The organism is Anabaena sp. CCY 0017 (assembly GCF_963920885.1).
GTDB lineage: Bacteria > Cyanobacteriota > Cyanobacteriia > Cyanobacteriales > Nostocaceae > Nodularia.
In genome coordinates this window covers 205,310-223,267 of record NZ_CAWUDG010000004.1, presented here as the reverse complement: position 1 = coordinate 223,267, position 17,958 = coordinate 205,310, and the positions used below count along the sequence as shown (strand labels likewise).

Genomic DNA, 17,958 nt, shown 5'->3' with positions numbered 1-17,958 from the left:
AAGTTTCTTTCCCCCTGCTCCCTGCTCCCCTGCTCCCCTGCTAGGGTAATCCCGGTTCTGAAACACCTAGAGGATTATTGGGTTCAGATGTTGGTGATTTTTCGGTAAGAACGGGTGCAACTTTCTCTTCCGCTTCACTGTTCAACCCTTGAGGACGCAAGGCTGTTAAAGCTGTCTTAATAATTACAGCAGTGGGTACTGCCACAATTACCCCTAAAAGTCCACCAACTCTTGCCCCTGTAAGCACTGAAATTAGTATCCAAACTGGGTTTAGACCAGTAAAACTACCTAAAATTCGGGGTGCAATTAAGTTTTCTAAAATTTGCTGCACGATTACAGCTGCGATTAAAACTTTGACTCCCATTGAGAAATCTTGCAGCGCTACTAAGGAGGTTGTCAGGGCGATACCTACCGAACCGCCAAAGGGAACCAGCGCCATGATGCCAATAGTTAAGCCAAATAATAAGCCAAACGGCACTTTCAGCCACAAAAACGTGGGAATGAGGGCTGATGCCATACAGGTAGATAAAATTAGTTGGGTGATGAAAAAGTTTTGGAAACTCAGGCGGACTGTTCTGGAGAAAGGGGCGCGAAATCTCGTAGGTAGCCATTCTACTAAACTCTGCCAGAGTTCACCGCCATGCTGCAAAAGGTAGAAGGTCAAAACCATTGTTAAGAGGAAATCTAGCAGGCTGGTGAATGTCACCACTGCTAAATTTAATACTTGTCCGGCGATCGCTTGCAATTGATTCTTGACGCGATCGTTAATTTGGACTACCAGTGCATCAAGGTTAATTGGTAAATTCAGGGTTTCTGCTTTCTGATTTAACATCATTAACTGAGAACGGCCAGAGTCAATTAACTCTGGTAATCGCGCCACCAATTGTTGGGCTTGGGTGAGGGCGAGAGGAAACAGGGTGACACCCAAGGCCAACAGCACCGATAAAGCGATCAAAAAGACTAAAATGGCAACTTGTTCTCGCCTAGCACCTTGACGCTCCATCCAGCTTACGGGATAGTTGAGCAGAAATGCTAGTACTGAGGCTCCCACTAAAATAACTATTAGCGAGTGGAAATAATGGAAAATAGCCGAAATTGCCCAACCATTGAGGACTAAAATGGGGGCGCATAACGCGATCGCCCCAATGCGCGCTATGGGTGTAAATGTCTGCCACCAGTTGAGTAGCTTGCGTGTCTGCATCTTTAGCCGATTGCGGGATAGAACGGAATAAAATCTTTCTCTATAGCTTATTATCTCTAACTACGTCATCCTATTTCATCCCTCTCCTTTAGGATTAGACTTAAACTTATGGAAAATCTTGAACCAATTGACAATTCCCAGTACACTCAAAACACAACTACCTCTAAAAGACAGTTGTTTTTGTATTTAATTCCAGTCATTGGCTTTTTCCCATCCTTGTGGACTCTCTATCGTCGCCAGGGAAGTCGGGAACAACTGGTTGTAAGTCGTCTGTCTATTACCTTGGCATTTACTTGGCTGTTGGGTTATTCTTTGCTAGCAACTGGTGCAGCGACTTCAGAATTTTTTACATTGCGGATGTTAATCCTCAATAGCTTTCTGACATCTGGTTATTTTTTGGTCAGTGTCTGGCTAATTATTCGAGTCATTCAGGGGAAATCTCATCGTTTATCAGGGTTAAGTAGCTTTGCCGAGCGATTGTTGGGAAGATACTTGTCTTAATTTCTGCAATTAACCCCATTATTTACTAGTGGTTTTACTGATTTTTTGCAAAATTGTAGATGATCTCCTATCAGGTCTGGTCAAAGTAACTTATTGTTGTCATACTTCAATTAATTATCTCCGGATTTAAGACAAATAATGAGAAATCCTGCTATAAGTGTTGTGGCTAACACAACAGTAACAAGTCAGTAAAATTAATTGAAAGTTAACTTGTATGAGTTAATTTAGTGACATATTAATTAGTCAGAAAATTTACCGAGTTTGATCAGTAAGTGTGAGGAAGTCTGTGACCAGTCAAAGAACTTCGGCAAAACAAAACCAGTTAGCGAAAGCCCTGAAGTCGAGAAACAAAAATGCCCAAATCCCTAAGTCTGGACGTTGGCTGTGGTTCTGGCTGGGTATGAGTGGGATTGCAATGGTATCAGCTACGGCAGGGGCGCTGTTAGCGGTTTCTTTGACCAGTACCCCATTGCAGCAAGCACAGTTAAGTCCCCAAGATGAGGCGGTTTTTGATGGCGATCGCATCTCTGGTAGTGGATTAAAATTCTCAGAATTAACTCGCCCCGTAAATCTCTTAGTCATGGGGATGAGCGTACTTCCATCGGATTTAACCAATCCTCCCACGGAATTGCAGAATCTGGGCTATGAACCCCAGGTAAACTCTTTTGATGGGTTGGCTGATGTGATGATCTTAACCAAATTTGATCCAGCCACAAAAAAAATAGCCATGCTCTCAATTCCCAGAGACACTCGCACAGAAGTTGTTGGGTATGGAGTGAAAAAACTGAATGCTGCTAATGTAGATGGGGGGCCAGCTTTAACTGCCAAAACTGTTAGTAACCTCCTGGGTGATGTCGCAATTGATCGCTATATTCGGATTAATGTTTTGGGTGTTGGTAAACTGATTGATGCCTTGGGTGGGGTGACAGTACACGTTCCCAAGGATTTAAAATACCAAGATGACTCCCAACGCCTATATATCAATTTAAAGGCAGGTAAACAGCATCTCAACGGCGATCAGGCTTTGCAACTATTACGCTTTCGCCATGACGAACTCGGAGATATTGGTCGGGTTCAGCGCCAACAAATGGTAATTCGAGCGTTGATGGATCAGGCTCTTAACCCGACAACATTAGCCCAATTACCCAAAGTTCTCAACGTAGTTAAAGACAATATTGATACTAATTTAACAATTGAAGAATTATTAGCTCTAGCAGGTTTTGGCGTGCGAACCAACCGCGCCAATATGCATATGTTCATGTTACCAGGTCGCTTTAGCCAACAGAATGAATATGTTGCTAGTTATTGGCTACCAAGCAAAACTGGGATTGAGAAAATGATGTCTCAGCACTTTGGTGTGGAATCCACTGGTGAACTCACAGAGGTTAATTCCCGTTCTTTGCGAGTCTACATTCAAGATAGTACAGGTAGCGATCGCTCTGAACTGTACCCTTTAATCAAAACTTTAGAAGACTTCGGATATCGCAAAATCCAGATATCTCAACCTTGGAATGAACCTCTACAAGTGTCTAATATCATCGCCCAGCAAGGAGACGGTGAGAATGCGGAGTTAATCCGCAATGTTCTGGGATTTGGAGAAGTGCGAGTCGAAAGCACTGGCATTATTGATTCTGATATCACTATCCAATTGGGTAAGGATTGGTTGCAGCAAAAACGTCTCTTTAAAGCGACTTATTAAAACTCATCCCTGCTCTCAAAAATTCCCCAGAATTGAAAAGTGCTGAACACTCAGCACTTTTTATTGAAAGGTTTACTTTAACCGAAAATTTTCGTAAGATATAAAGACAGTGTTGATAGCTCAAAGGCTTAAATCAACTGCATTTATACTCAGCACTCAGTACTTGACTAGAATTTCATCACCAGATTCGCAGAATTCGAGATGGACTGGATTACACTACTGCGATCGCTACAGTCTGATTTTATTAAAAGATTAACATCCAATTCTTTACTTCATTGTGAAATAGAAGGTCAATATAGTGAATTAACTGTCATCTCTGGAGACAGGTTAAAGACATTAAGAGAATTTTGCTGGCTGATGGCAGAAAAATATAAGCGGACTTCGCCAGTGCGTGACGTTTTTATTAACAACCTCAAGGGTAAACTGGGTGAAGAAGTTGTCAAAGAACGTTTAGCTGATTTGATCACAGAAGTTGATTATGAAACCAAATTTGGTGGTGATGGTAATATTGATTTTACCTTGAATTCTGACTCCAAAATTGGTGTTGAGGTCAAGTCTCGTCATGGCAGTATTGATAAAGTTAGATGGTCAGTTAGTTCTCAAGAAGTTGCCAAAAATGCAGTTGTAGTTTGCATTTTAATTCAAGAAGAAGTCAACGAAGCCCAACCAGAATATCACCTATTTTTAGCTGGTTTTTTGCCGACCAAAATGATTAAGTTAAGAACTGGCAAAATCTCCTTCGGCATTAATCAATTATTATATGGAGGTGGTTTATGGTGCTATCTAGAGCAGTTACAAAGTTCTACTAATAATCAAGATTTTTCCTCTGTTGAACAAGCAATGAACCTAACCCCCCAACCCCCTTCTCTACAAGGGCAGGGGGAGAATTTAAAGCCTCTTTCCTGGCAGGAGAGAGGTTTTACAGATGACGTAAAAAGCCAGCAAGATTTAAATATATTTAATATAAAACTGGGTGATGAATATTTTGCAAAAGGTGAATATGAGGCGGCAATTAATCACTATAACCAAGCCTTACAAATAAAAGATGATGCTGATATTTATTACAAATTAGGTTTAAGTTCCTATCAATTAGGAGATTACGAAGCAGCAATCATCAATTTTTCTCAAACAATAAAGTTGAATTTTAATGATGGCAAAGCATACAACAAAAGAGGTTTAGCCCGTTATCAGCTAGGAAATTATCAAGAAGCAATAGAAGATTATACTCAAGCAATTAGAATTAATCCTCATGTTGGCGTTGCATATAAAAATCGGGCTGAAGCTCGTTCTCACATTGGAGATAATCAAGGAGCAATAGAAGATTACACTCAGGCTATTAAAATTAATCCTCATTATGCCGATGCTTATAAAAACCAGGGAATTGCCCGTTATTTCATAGAATATCACCAGGGATTTTCTCAGGCTATTAAAGTTAATCCCCAGGATGCCGTTGCTTATAAAAATCGTGCTGATGCTCGTGCTGATTTAGAAGATTATCAAGGAGCAATTGCAGACTATACTCAGGCGATACAGATTAAATCCAATTATGTAGATGCTTATTATAACCGTGGTAATGCTCATTATGATTTAGGAGATTACGAAGCAGCAATTGAAGATTACACCCAAACCATTAAAATTAATTCTAATTATGCTAATGCCTATTATAACCGGGGTAATGTTTATTCTGAGCTAGGAGATAAACAGTTAGCAATTGCGGATTTTCGCAAAGCAGCAGATATTTATCGTCGAGAAGGTAAACTAGAAGCCCTAAAAGATGCTCGCGAAAGAGTGTCAGATTTAGAAATCGGCGAATCATTAGACATTTTGAATTTCTAAAGTTTTCCATCCCTTGTAGAGACGCGATAAATCGCGTCTTCGTACTTATAATGAAATCCGGTTCAGTTAAGGATAAATTGTAGGTTGGGTTTCACTGCGTTCAACCCAACCAGCCCCCGGAAATGTTGGGTTTCGTTCCTCAATCCAACCTACACATTTTAAGATTTTTGACGCTAACTGAACGGTATTGACTTATAATGAACAAACTTCTTCAATAAATCGAGGATATGAGCCGTTTTATCTTATAGATAGCTAAATTACTATTTTCTTTCTTGTATTTCTCTCAATTGCTTTTCTGTGCGCTCATAGGGTTTTGTCTTCGGTCGCCAAGAAAACAGGTTATTAACAAAGTTGTTCATAGCTGTACGAGTCTGGGTACTGGATTTGCCTAAAGCACCAGGTAACACCTGATCTCCTACTGCAACAAACAGTATAAAGCCAATCAGTATCACAGGCATATATCGCTTCATCTGTTTTTAGTCTCTGGTCTTAAAACGTAACTACGAACTATGATGCTCTACTGAGCAGCTTTAAAACAACCGTGAAAACTATGAGGAATCACACTGGGTAATCCCAATCGGCAAACGGGTTCTGTATCTAGGCGATCGCTCTCAAATACCCAAACTTCGCTACTATGAGAATTACCATCATAAACCACTGTTAAAACCCAACTTTGTTCAGAGTTTTGTACATCTTCTACAGATAAAGGTTCCGAAGGATAGCAATTTTCTGGTAAACTAGCTTCAGTGAAAGTTTCAGTCTGATGATCGAACCGTCCAAAGGTATCTAATATTTCTTGACTAATATCTGAGCCTTCGCGGAATGAAGACATATAAGTATAACGCGAAACTTTTCCTACATTTGGCTTGGGTACATTCGGAAATTCACAACTTCTGTCTGATAGCTGCTGAATTGATGTCACCTTCGCAGTTTGGGGTTGCAGATGAACTCGCGTCAGGGTACTTTTAGCTGGGGTGTGAGTTTTTCCTGTAGCTACTTCCCGCAGATATTGATTTGTCTGGAAATCTTGATAACGGGCGAAATCTACCACCACAGCACCACTAGCATCTACATAACCATTACCAAAATGCCATTGATACCAAGGTTCAGTTTCGCCACGACTCACCAAAGATAAAGTGTCACGGTCGAATACTAAAATCTGAGTTCCTAATTCTGGTTTCCACTGGAAAGCATCACTATAGCTGCTGATACCTGCAAGGATAGGAAAAAGATTTAACCGCACCGCCGGAATGAAAAATATCAGATATTGTCCTGCTAAAACAAAATCATGGATTAATGACAAACCTTGTAGTTGAATTTCACCTTTTTGGATGATTTTGCCTGTAAAGTCACTTTTATAAACATTCAATGTCGCATTCATTCCGGGACTGACACCAAAGTTAAAAATTTCTCCAGTTTGATAATCAACTTTCGGATGGGCAGAATAGGCTAATCCCTGACTCAAACCATCTAAATTATCCAAACCCTGCGTTTCTAAGGTCTGGAGGTCAAGAGAATGGGGATTACCACCTTCCCAAAGTGCCAAAAGCTTGTCAGGTAATGCTAAAACTGAAGTATTAGCAGCATTTTTGACTGGTTTCAGCCATTGATTCCAAACTGGCCCCGGTGCAGTCATGCCATAATTACCGTAAAGCAGTTTACCGGCTGCGGTTTCTTCTTGATAGCCAGCAGTCTGCACATAACGATAAACCCCGGTAACACCAGTATCGGTAAAATTAACGGCCAAAATTGCGCCATCACCATCAAACCAATGTCCGACAGGAATACCACCACGTTCTAACCGTCCTGGTCCGTTGCGGTAGAGAGTACCGCGCAAGCCTTCCGGGACTTTTCCTGAGAGGATGGGTAAGGGGGTGAGGGGAAATTCTGTTGCAGGTTGAGCGATAATCGCACCTGCCCAGATTTTATGAGTTAATGATGGAATAGTTGTTGTCATAATTTTAATGGAAAAGGAAGAATATTCGCAAAACGCTGAATCAATACCAAAAAAGTTCCGCAGTTATGCAACTAACGATATATTTTTAAAATCTAACCCAGACAAAATCACTGTTTTTTGTTGAATCTATGAAATCTTATTTAGCCGCCGCTATTCAAATGACCAGTGTATCCAATTTACACAAAAACTTAGTCCAGGCAGAAGAATTAATTGATCTGGCTGTGCGTCGAGGTGCTGAATTAGTGGGATTACCAGAAAACTTTTCTTATATGGGAGAAGAGAAAGACAAACTCGCACAAGCTGACGAAATTTATCATGAATCTGCCCAATTTCTCAAAAAAATGGCGCAGCGCTATCAAGTGACAATTTTGGGCGGTAGCTTTCCAGTTCCTGTAGACGAGACAGGCAAAGTTTATAACACTACAATTCTGATTGACCCCAGTGGCGAAGAACTCTCCCGTTATTATAAAGTACACTTATTTGATGTTAACGTCCCCGATGGCAACACTTATCGAGAATCTAGCACTGTTGTAGCTGGTAAGGCACTTCCCTCAGTTTACTTCTCGGAAAAACTCGGCAATATCGGACTTTCTGTTTGTTACGATGTCCGTTTTCCTGAATTGTACCGACATCTATCCGATAAAGGCGCAGATGTGATGTTTGTCCCGGCTGCTTTTACAGCTTTCACTGGCAAAGACCACTGGCAAGTATTATTACAAGCCAGAGCTATTGAAAATACTGCCTACGTAATTGCACCTGCTCAAGTTGGGAATAATTACGACCGTCGCCATACCCACGGACACGCCATGATTATTGACCCTTGGGGTGTTATTTTAGCTGATGCTGGTGAAAAACCGGGAATTGCGATCGCTGAAATTAAACCCTCTCGCTTGGAACAGGTTCGCCGTCAAATGCCTTCTCTAGAACATCGGGTATTCTAAATATTGAACAGAGACGCGATTCATCGCGTCTCTAAAAGAGTGCAGTTTTGTGAAGATTTATGCTACCAAAAACTATCCAACTGTTGATCGGTCTTAGTCTTATGGGGCTTGTGTCTTGTAACGCTACACCCAACAATAGAGAAGCAGCCACATCACCAGTTAATGCCACGTCTGTGTCTTCGGAAACTGAAGTCTGTCAATTTGTTGAAAATGGTGTGGGTTCTCCTGGACAGGTGAAAGTCCGCGCCGAGGAAGTTGTTACAGGTTTGGAGGTTCCTTGGGGAATTGCTTTTTTACCTAATGACAAAATGCTGGTGACGGAAAGACCAGGACGGGTGAGATTGGTGGATAAGGGAGAATTAAAGCCGCCTGTTGCTAATCTCAGTATTACAGCCTCCGGTGAGGGTGGTTTATTGGGAATTGCGGCACACCCAGATTTTGCCAGTAACCGATTTTTCTACTTATACTACACCACTGATAAAAATGGTTCGCCAATTAACCGAGTTGAACGTTGGCAATTATCCACAGATGGATTGAGTGCATCATCAGACCGAATAATTATTGATGATATCCCAGCCGCTTTATTTCATAACGGTGGTCGTTTGCGCTTTGGCCCCGATGGAATGCTTTATATTGGCACTGGTGATGCTAGAGAACCGCAAATTTCCCAAGATGTTGATAGTTTAGCGGGTAAAATTCTGCGCTTAACTCCAGACGGAGAAGTTCCCGCAGATAATCCATTTCCCAATAATCCCGTTTTTATTACCGGGATTCGTAATACCCAAGGTTTTGACTGGTATAATCCATCAACGCTGTTTGTTACAGACCACGGTCCGAGTGGCGAATTAGGCAGAAGAGGTGAAGACAAAGTTTCTGTACTCCAAGCAGGTGATAATATGGGCTGGCCATCAGTGAAAAATTGTGAAGCTGAAGCTGGATTTGTACCTCCCTCACTGGTTTGGCGTGAAGCAGCACCTCCAGGCGGAGCAGCAATTTATACTGGAGATTCGATTCCAGAGTGGAAAGGTAATTTAATTATTGGTACTTTGCGTTCCCGACATCTGCATAGAGTTGTATTTGATTCCGATAACCCCAGACAAGTGCAAACTCATGAGGTCTATTTTCAGGGAAGTTCCCCTGATGGTTTTGGGCGGATTAGGGATGTAATTATGGGAACAGATAACGAGTTATACATTACTACCAGTAATTGTGATGGTCGTGGTAATTGTCCCCAAGGTCAGGATAAAATTATCCGCATTACGCAATGAAATTGGCTATAGCAATTCTATCTGATTTGCTTTCGAGAGGTTCAGATCCCCGACTTCTTCGAGAAGTCGGGGATCTTTTGGTTCGTAATTGATTGAGAATTGCTATATTTTGCACTTAGCTAAGGTTCGGTATTTAGTTGTAATTGGCTATTACTATTTAGTTTCATAAAACTATCAAAGGCATACCATGCTAAAACATACCAAGGAATAATTTCTAGTTGCAAACCTTTGACTAGAATTTGTCTGACAGCCAACATACTCAGTCCTAGAGGGAAAAGAAAGCGCAAGTCAACTTCACCGCTTGTCGCCTGTTCAAAGCGTTTATTTAAGTTAATGACTGCACGTTTCACATCTTCTGCTGCTTCGGAGTTACCCTCAGTAATATCAGCAAAAGTTACTCCTAAATCCAGTAATGTAGTCAGCACATTTTCCAAAGTGGCATTTTTACCATCATGGTTGATGATCATACTACCGGAATTAATATTTGTCCGTACCTGACTGACATAGGATTGTGCATTGAGGACATTAGCAATGCTTTGCATTTCTCTAGGATGACGATGAGGTGGAGAAATTCTCAATCGTAGTCTTCCGGGAGTATCACTAATGATTTTAGTTGATATCGGTTTAGATGTGGTTTTAAAGGATGCTTGTTCAATCTTTTTGGCTATCTGAGTGAGATGACCATGACTATTTGTGAACACACTGTAGCCCTCCCGAATCATATTTTGGCTCGTAGTGAGGACTTTAGTCCTCTAATGACTGACGCAAGATGATGAAATAATCAACCGCAATTGAAAATTTCACCAAGTTCCGGCGTTAGTCCTGTTTAATTCGACGACTAGGGACTGTTTTTAAACCCAAAATTAGAGGTAAATGTAGGTTGGGTTGAGGTTTTGGGAAACCCAACGTTACCCCATATTTGGGTTGCTGCGTTGGGTTGCGCTGCGCTTAACCCAACCTACTTCTAGACTTTGAAAACACGCCCTAAAGTCTTCTCTACAAACTTTTATCCGCTATGTTCTCCTGTGTTTTCAGCCGATGCTTCAAATGCTGGCGTTTCTCTATCTTCAGCAATTTCAGCTTTGGCCTCGGCTATAATGTCTTCCCAGGTTTCGCCCATTTCTGCAAATGCGCCTTTGCTTTTTTCATAGGCGACCATTCCACCTTTGACTAGTGACTTGGCTATGGGTTTACCAATTCCCGCTACAACAGGAATTAAAATAGGCGCTAGTAATACTGCCCCTATACCGGCTATAATTCCAGGAGCGCCAGCATCTTCAACGAAATCTGTAATTTTAGGTGCCATAATTAATTAACTCTATTAGATGTAAGTAAGCCCTTTAGCTTAATCTGCGTGGGATGGTGATCTCATCTTGCTGATGGTAGAGTTTGATGAGACGCAGGTTTGAGAATAGGGCGCAAACCATTTACCCCAGCAATGATGGTTGAACCATTGTTAACTACCGTCGCTGCTAAGGGGTTAAGACCAAATAACACTGCGATCGCCATTGCTGCTAAATTGGGAATAGCCACAATGTTGGTGTTTTGCTGTATTAACTGCTTTGTGTGACGCGCGATCGCGATCGCCTGTAGTAAACTATGTAAATCATTCTGCATTAACACTACATCTGCTGTCTCACGGGCGATTTCTGAACCGTCACCAAAGGACACCGACACATCAGCATAAGCTAAAGCTGGCGAATCATTAATCCCATCACCGACAAAAGCCACTGTCTTACCTTGTTCATGCAGTTGACTGACAATTGCAGCTTTTTCTGCGGGAAAAGCTTCGGCGTGAGTATGAGTGGGGGGAATACCTAAATCAGCCGCTACAGTTTGCGCTGTTTGTTGATTATCTCCTGTGAGTATATGCACTTCCAAGCCTTCATCTGTCAACAAGCTATTAACTACTTCCCGACTTTCTGGGCGCAAAACATCACTGTATTGGATAATACCTTGCAGTTGATCATGACTAGCCACATAAATCACCGAATTTGCTGATTTTATCCGTGTATCTAGGGATTCCATATTAATGCCTTGCTGACGCAAAAAGCGATCGCTCCCCACATAAACAATCTCGCCATCAATTTCGGCTTGTACACCTAACCCAAGTTCATAGTTCCATTTACTGCGATGAGGAATTTCTATTTGCTGGGCTTGGGCGTAACGAATTATCGCCTCGGCTACGGGGTGTGTTAAGCGCTGTTCCGCCGCCGCCGCTAGTGCTAAAACTCGCAAGCTGGAAATGTCAGAATTTCGACTTTCCACATCAATGACAGTGACTTCGCCTTTTGTCAGCGTCCCGGTTTTATCAAAGACAATAGTATCAACTGCTGCTAGTTGTTCTAACGCCCTACCACTACGAATCAGAATACCTTGGCGGGCGGTGGCGGAAAGTGCCGCTAAAACTGATGTAGGAATAGATACGCGAATCCCTGTACATAAATCCAGGGCGAGGATGCTGGCTACCCTGGCTGGATTGCGTGTGGCGGCAAATACTGCCCCACCCATTAACAAAGTTGGTAAAACAGCTTGTTCGGCAATTTTAATCGCCTGGTTTTCCATGCGGGTATCATGAACTGGGGCGGCTTGGATTAATTTAATACTCTGTCCAGCACGAGTGTTATTACCTATCCGTTCTGCTAAAATATAAACTTGCCCTTCCCGGACTAAAGTGGAAGCAAAAACAGTTTGTCCGGAATGTCTTAAGACTGGTATAGATTCGCCTGTGAGTTTTTGTTCATCGCATAAGGCTTTACCCCGCAGAATTTTGCCATCAATGGGGACTTGTTCACCAGGATAGACAATAACTATATCGCCCCGTTGCACATCTTGGATGGGAATTTGTTGCTTTTTCCCATTCCGTTCTACCCAGGCAAATTTTCCTAGAGAATTGAGTAAATCCAGGGTTTGCAGTTGAGAAGATCGGGCTGTGCGATCGCGGATATTTTCCCCAATTTCAATTAAACTCAACATCAGGGTTGGGGTGAGAAATCGTCCTTGGAATGTGGTGATGGCGATCGCCATCAAATCCAAAAAGTCAATATTCAGTTTTCGCTGTGTTAAAATCCCTGACAGCGCTCTTTGAAATACGGGCAATGTGGCGATAGCTATACTTCCCACTACCATGACTGGCGGTATGGGTAATCCTAACGGTCCTCCCAGCACAGCTAAACCAGTAGCTACTACAGAAAACTGCATCCCCGGCCAATCATCAGTTTTTGCTAGTGCAGCCGATGGATGTTGAGTATCTGTGAGAACTATTCCCGCTTCACTGGCCGCTACAATCAAACAGCCCAAACGCGATCGCATTTTAGTATCAGTAACTGCACTAGATTTATAATTAACAACCAGTGAAGCTGCCGCAGATTTAACTCTCACACTTGTTACCAGAGGATCTGATCTCAGTAGAGTTTGCAGACGCTCGGCATAATTCGGATCATAGCTTAACCGAGGCACGCGTAACCGCACTCTGCCCCGAATTGTATGGACTACACTAAAGGAAACTTGGGGAATCGGCCTCTTGAGAGTCTGGTCATACTGTGGAGTTAAAGGAACTTCTCCATTTTGTTCTTCCACATTCTCTGTAAGGGATTCTACTGAAGGCGAAGCTATATTCACAGTAACTTGTGTCATTCCTTCTCACTGACGGATTTCTATCTATGACCAGAGATTTGCCATATATTCCAGAGAAAATGACATTCCTGGATATTTCATCTCAGCCCATAAGCTCGATATATTTGGCCGGATAATTTCAGTGTGCTGACTAGATATTCGGGCAGAATTTGCCGATGGGGGAGTTTCTAAAGCCAATTCCATCAGACTCACCCAATGAGTTATATTTACGTTAGCAGGTTGATAGGCGATCGCAATTGATGCTGCATGATCATTTACCCGCACCTTCACCACTTGGGGATCTGCTGTTAATAAACTTTCCAGTCGCCGCCGATAAGCGCTATCTTGGGCGAGTCGAGGTAAATGAAACCTGATTCTTCCCGGTATGGCATGAACAACAGTATAAGCAAGGGTGGGATGATCAGACAATGGTGTTTCCAGAGTAGAGCGATCGCCTGTTAAAATAGAAGACCGTGTAGCTTTTTCTACCTCTGACCCCGAAAATTTTGGTTCCAGATAATCAATTACCCGACGAGTAGCATCTGCGGTCATCATATAAACTGGAATCGCCGCCAAACCACTAATTCCCAATCCTCCAGTTACCGCCAAACCTGTCATCAAGGGAATCAAGGAAACAGATTGCTCTTGCCAAAAATCGCGAGATTTCCACGCAGCAAAAGCATCTATATTATTGCTGACTGGGATTTGTTGAATGTCAAACCCTTGAAGTATGTCCAACATTTGCGGACTTGACAGTAGAGTTTCATCAAATGTCACTACCAAACTACCTGTTTGCTGATTGACACAAACTTCTTTCACTCCTGGATACTGCCGTAAATCTTGAGATATACTCTCTAATTTCGGGTGAAAACTACCGTCAGTAGCACGGATGCGAATGCGCCCGTTCGTTGCATGAACAATTTGTAATTTTTCAACAGAAAATTGCACTTCTGACTGTGCAACTTCTGGGCTGTGATTTTTTATCTGCGAATCCCACTCATAACTAGCAACATTTATTGTCATTTAACAATAAAATACACAAAAGGAAAGGTTAACAATAGGTTAAATATAAACTGATGCTTCGGTGTCAAGTCTCTTCCTTGAGAGATATCTTGGTTTCAGTATTAATTATGGTTTTTTGGTATTCATCCTCGGTCATCATATCCAGAGAGTTTTCTACACGATCTACAAACACCACACCATCGAGATGATCATACTCATGTTGAAAAATCCGAGCCACAAAATCGGTTAATTTTTGCTTTTGTAACTTGCCATTGCGGTCAGTATATGCAACTTCAATTGTTTGAAATCTTGGTACTAAACCTCTAATACCCGGAACACTTAAACAACCTTCCCAACCTTTAACCATTTCCGAAGAATGAGCGATTATTCTCGGATTAATCATGGCAGTAGGTTCCATCATCGGGGCGTGAGGATACCGAAGATTAGGGCGAGAAGCCACAATAAATAAACGATAGGATGCGCCTACTTGAGGGGCAGCAATACCCACACCATTAGCTTTGGCAACTGTTGCAATCAAGTCGTCAATTAACATTTTAATGCGTTCATCTTGAATATTCTCAACCCAAGTTGCTTTTTGCCGCAGTAGAGGATCACCCAATTGAATGATTGGCATTAATTCAGGCATGGTTGGCAGGGGGAAGAGGCAGGGGGCAGGGCGCAGGGGGCAGGGCGCAGGGGGCAGGGGGGCAGGGTGCAGGGCGCAGGGGGGCAGGGGGAAAGAAACCTACTCATAACTTTCTTCACTCCGTACTTTCCCCACTCAGCACTCTCCCCACTCACCCTTCTGTTCGTGCTGGTAAAGGTGCTGGACTAACTGCTACAGCTATAACTTGCCCATTACGTTCCACTTGTATTTGTAAGGGTATACCAATTTGGCTTTTTTCTACCAGTTTCTGTACTTCTTCAATTTTAGTCACAGGTTGGTTATTAATGCTTTGAATCAAATCACCAGATTTGAGTCCAGCGACAGATGCTGGCGATCGCGGCATAATATCAACTAAGAAAACGCCCTGATCTGCTCGGATATTTAGGCGCTTGCGTGGATCTCTATTGATTGTGGCTTTAATTTCTGGTGTCAATGTCACCATTTGAATACCTAAGTAAGGATGATCAACTCTGCCCTTAGTAATTAATTCCTGAGAAATTCTTTGGACTGTATTAATGGGAATGGCAAATCCTAACCCTTGAGCGCCGCGAATAATTGCTGTGTTCATCCCAATTACCTGACCACGGGAATTGAGTAATGGACCGCCAGAATTACCGGGGTTAATGGCTGCGTCCGTTTGAAGATAATCAACACGCTTGTCACTTACCCCAATATCACTACTAGAACGCCCCGTAGCGCTGAGTATTCCAGAGGTAACGGTATTATTCAACCCGAAAGGATTACCAATGGCAATTACCGCTTCTCCTGGTTGTAAGGTATCAGAGTCGCCTATGGAGGAAATTGGCAGATTATTAGCCTCAATTTCGATTAAAGCTACATCTGTAACCGGATCTTCACCCAACACTCTACCATCAAAAGTTCTACCATCCTTGAGCGTAACAGTTACAGAATCAGCACCGTCGATCACATGAGCATTAGTCAAAATTTGTCCAGAGGAATTAATAATAAATCCAGAGCCGCTACCCTGCTGGACTCTCTGTCTCGGCTGTGATGACCCGGAATTCCCAAACCCCCGCAGAAACGGATCAGATGGGAAACGACGAGACTGTACTGTTTTAGACGCATCAATCCGAACTACTGCATCTCCCACTCTTTGTACTACTGCCACTACAAAGTTAGGATCTGTAGCAGATGAGGAGGTAATGACTGGGGTAGTCTGAGCCGGACTGCGATCATTTGTATTTTGAGTCCCAATCTGAGACTGAGGATTATTTCTTTGACTCTCAACGGTTTTGGCTGGTAGAAACGAGCAGCCGCCAAGGGAAACCACTGCTATCCCACTCAGTAGCATCAACTTGATTATACTGCTTGATTCGTTCCTGTGGGGCAAACCCCAGGCATCAATATCTGGGACTTTCAAGTTATGCTCTGTTTTTTTCATACGTGTATTTGGTTCTCCGTGCTAGTCAGTGGGTGGTAGGATATTGCCTACTGGGTATGTCCTTTGAATGATCACAAATCAAAGGCTTGTTTCTGGTCTAAAACTTATAGATACTAAATTAGTGCTTTCTGACATCTTGGATTGTGACAATTAGTAGCAAAGGCAGTAAATAATGGAAATTCCCATTGAAAATCTGTGGAGTCAGGTGCTGAAGCGCTTACAGCTAGAATTATCCCGTCCCACCTTTGAAACTTGGATAAAAACTGCTCACGCCGAGCGCTTAGAAAATAATTGCTTGGTAATTATTACTCCTAACCCTTTTGCTCGTAATTGGTTACAAAAATATTACATCAACACTATTTCTAATGTAGTGCAAGATATTTTGGGTCATCCTGTAGAAATATACATTACAGTTGCTCAGGGTAATGAAGTGAGTAGTTTGGGGGAACCAGAAGTTACTTGGGATTTACCTAGCCAAAGCATGACTGTGGAAAATCTGCCTGAAAAAAAGCAACCCACGACCAACTTAAATTCTAAATATGTATTTTCGCGATTTGTAGTTGGTGCTAACAATCGCATGGCTCACGCCGCTTCTTTGGCTGTGGCGGAATCGCCAGGGAGAGAGTTTAATCCCCTGTTTTTATGCGGTGGTGTCGGCTTGGGAAAAACTCACTTGATGCAAGCTATTGGTCATTATCGTTGGGAAATTTGCCCCAATTCTAAGATATTTTATGTATCCACAGAGCAATTTACTAATGACTTAATTACCGCTATCCGCAATGATAGTATGCAAAGTTTCCGCGAGCATTACCGGGCTGCTGATGTGTTATTAGTCGATGATATTCAGTTTATTGAAGGTAAGGAGTATACCCAAGAAGAATTTTTTCATACTTTCAATACGTTACATGAAGCTGGTAAGCAAGTGGTGATCGCTTCCGACCGTCCACCCAAGCAGATTCCTCAGTTGCAAGAACGTCTGTGTTCTCGGTTTTCTATGGGTTTAATTGCTGATGTGCAAACTCCAGATTTAGAAACTAGGATGGCGATTCTGCAAAAAAAGGCTGAATACGAAAATATCCGTCTTCCCAGGGATGTAATTGAGTATATTGCTTCTAATTATACTTCTAATATTCGCGAGTTGGAAGGCGCTTTAATTCGGGCGCTGGCTTATATTTCTATTTGGGGTTTAGCCATGACGGTGGAGAATATCACACCAGTTTTAGAAAGGCAAAGCGAGAAGGTAGCAGCTACCCCAGAGGTGATATTATCAGTTATTGGTGATAATTTTGCCATCTCAATTGAAGACCTAAAAAGTAACTCCCGGCGACGAGAAATTAGCTGGGCGCGTCAAATAGGGATGTATCTGATGCGCCAACACACTGATCTGAGTTTGCCGAGAATTGGTGAGGAGTTTGGTGGTAAAGACCATACAACGGTAATTTATAGTTGTGATAAAATTGCCCAACTCCGCGAAAGCGATCGCGGTTTAGCACAAACCCTACATCAATTGAGCGATCGCATTAATATGAACAGCAGACAACAGCGCAAATAAATTACCGTCTCCTTTGTAGCGCTAGCTTCTGTTCAAAATCCTCTGGAAAGCAAAAAATTGTTTTCCACAGCCATCACTGCCATAATTGTTGAGCAGTTCACACCGAATATTAAGGAAAGTATAAAAACTGATTAAATTTAAATTTATCTGTGGAAAAATAATCATTTTTTGGGGAAAACTTCGGGAAATATGATCAGACTGTGGAAAAACTAGGGGAGTTTTCCACAAGTTTTCCACAGATATTAACTTCCTCAAGCATTCTTTTAACTGACTTGTGGTTAGTTTTCCACAATTTCCACAATTCATGATAAGAAAAA

The 17,958-nt window shown here is 42.2% G+C and carries 15 protein-coding genes; 6 read left to right on the top strand and 9 right to left on the bottom strand.

Annotation, left to right across the window (positions count from 1 at the left end; translation table 11 throughout):
- Positions 1-40: 40 nt before the first annotated feature.
- Complete coding sequence (locus ACM0OW_RS07350; protein WP_414549375.1) at positions 41-1,201, bottom strand: AI-2E family transporter; 1,161 nt, start codon at positions 1,199-1,201, stop codon at positions 41-43.
- 108 nt (positions 1,202-1,309) lie between these two features.
- On the opposite strand from ACM0OW_RS07350, the gene ACM0OW_RS07345 reads away from it, so the two are divergent.
- From ACM0OW_RS07345 to ACM0OW_RS07335, 3 genes are all read left to right on the top strand, one after another.
- The gene (locus ACM0OW_RS07345) at positions 1,310-1,702 is read left to right on the top strand and encodes a hypothetical protein (RefSeq protein WP_414549374.1); all 393 of its coding nucleotides are present in this window, start codon (positions 1,310-1,312) and stop codon (positions 1,700-1,702) included.
- A gap of 286 nt (positions 1,703-1,988) precedes the next feature.
- A complete protein-coding gene (locus tag ACM0OW_RS07340) occupies positions 1,989-3,401 on the top strand; it encodes an LCP family protein (RefSeq protein ID WP_414549373.1) in 1,413 nt (470 codons plus the stop codon).
- A 201-nt stretch (positions 3,402-3,602) separates the two neighbouring features.
- Complete coding sequence (locus ACM0OW_RS07335) at positions 3,603-5,237, top strand: tetratricopeptide repeat protein (RefSeq protein ID WP_414549372.1); 1,635 nt, start codon at positions 3,603-3,605, stop codon at positions 5,235-5,237.
- 260 nt (positions 5,238-5,497) lie between these two features.
- On the opposite strand, the gene ACM0OW_RS07330 is transcribed toward ACM0OW_RS07335, so the two are convergent.
- Positions 5,498-5,707 carry a hypothetical protein gene (locus ACM0OW_RS07330; RefSeq protein WP_414549371.1) on the bottom strand — a complete coding sequence of 70 codons (210 nt, stop codon included), beginning with the start codon at positions 5,705-5,707 and terminating at the stop codon, positions 5,498-5,500.
- 47 nt (positions 5,708-5,754) lie between these two features.
- Positions 5,755-7,194 carry a carotenoid oxygenase family protein gene (locus ACM0OW_RS07325; RefSeq protein WP_414549370.1) on the bottom strand — a complete coding sequence of 480 codons (1,440 nt, stop codon included), beginning with the start codon at positions 7,192-7,194 and terminating at the stop codon, positions 5,755-5,757.
- Positions 7,195-7,322: 128 nt separating this feature from the next.
- On the opposite strand from ACM0OW_RS07325, the gene ACM0OW_RS07320 reads away from it, so the two are divergent.
- Together ACM0OW_RS07320 and ACM0OW_RS07315 are read left to right on the top strand one after the other, a co-directional pair.
- Positions 7,323-8,135: a carbon-nitrogen hydrolase family protein gene (locus tag ACM0OW_RS07320; RefSeq protein WP_414549369.1), complete on the top strand. Its 813-nt coding sequence runs from the start codon at positions 7,323-7,325 to the stop codon at positions 8,133-8,135.
- 101 nt (positions 8,136-8,236) lie between these two features.
- Complete coding sequence (locus ACM0OW_RS07315) at positions 8,237-9,403, top strand: PQQ-dependent sugar dehydrogenase (RefSeq protein ID WP_414549368.1); 1,167 nt, start codon at positions 8,237-8,239, stop codon at positions 9,401-9,403.
- Between the two features lie 119 nt (positions 9,404-9,522).
- Here the strand turns inward: ACM0OW_RS07315 and ACM0OW_RS07310 are convergent, their stop codons facing one another.
- The 6 genes from ACM0OW_RS07310 to ACM0OW_RS07285 all read right to left on the bottom strand — a co-directional run bounded on the left by ACM0OW_RS07310 (position 9,523) and on the right by ACM0OW_RS07285 (position 16,089).
- A complete protein-coding gene (locus ACM0OW_RS07310; RefSeq protein ID WP_414549367.1) occupies positions 9,523-10,104 on the bottom strand; it encodes an HMA2 domain-containing protein in 582 nt (193 codons plus the stop codon).
- A gap of 305 nt (positions 10,105-10,409) precedes the next feature.
- Positions 10,410-10,709 (bottom strand): DUF5132 domain-containing protein, encoded by a 300-nt coding sequence (locus tag ACM0OW_RS07305; RefSeq protein WP_414549366.1) that lies wholly within the window; start codon positions 10,707-10,709, stop codon positions 10,410-10,412.
- A 62-nt stretch (positions 10,710-10,771) separates the two neighbouring features.
- On the bottom strand, positions 10,772-13,039 hold the full coding sequence (locus ACM0OW_RS07300) for a heavy metal translocating P-type ATPase (protein ID WP_414549365.1): 2,268 nt from the start codon (positions 13,037-13,039) through the stop codon (positions 10,772-10,774).
- A gap of 24 nt (positions 13,040-13,063) precedes the next feature.
- Positions 13,064-14,041 (bottom strand): HMA2 domain-containing protein, encoded by a 978-nt coding sequence (locus tag ACM0OW_RS07295; protein WP_414549364.1) that lies wholly within the window; start codon positions 14,039-14,041, stop codon positions 13,064-13,066.
- A 64-nt stretch (positions 14,042-14,105) separates the two neighbouring features.
- Complete coding sequence (def, locus tag ACM0OW_RS07290) at positions 14,106-14,666, bottom strand: peptide deformylase (RefSeq protein WP_414549363.1); 561 nt, start codon at positions 14,664-14,666, stop codon at positions 14,106-14,108.
- 151 nt (positions 14,667-14,817) lie between these two features.
- A complete protein-coding gene (locus ACM0OW_RS07285) occupies positions 14,818-16,089 on the bottom strand; it encodes an HhoA/HhoB/HtrA family serine endopeptidase (RefSeq protein ID WP_414549362.1) in 1,272 nt (423 codons plus the stop codon).
- A gap of 172 nt (positions 16,090-16,261) precedes the next feature.
- On the opposite strand from ACM0OW_RS07285, the gene dnaA reads away from it, so the two are divergent.
- On the top strand, positions 16,262-17,641 hold the full coding sequence (gene dnaA, locus ACM0OW_RS07280; RefSeq protein WP_414549361.1) for a chromosomal replication initiator protein DnaA: 1,380 nt from the start codon (positions 16,262-16,264) through the stop codon (positions 17,639-17,641).
- The last annotated feature ends 317 nt before the right edge of the window (positions 17,642-17,958 follow it).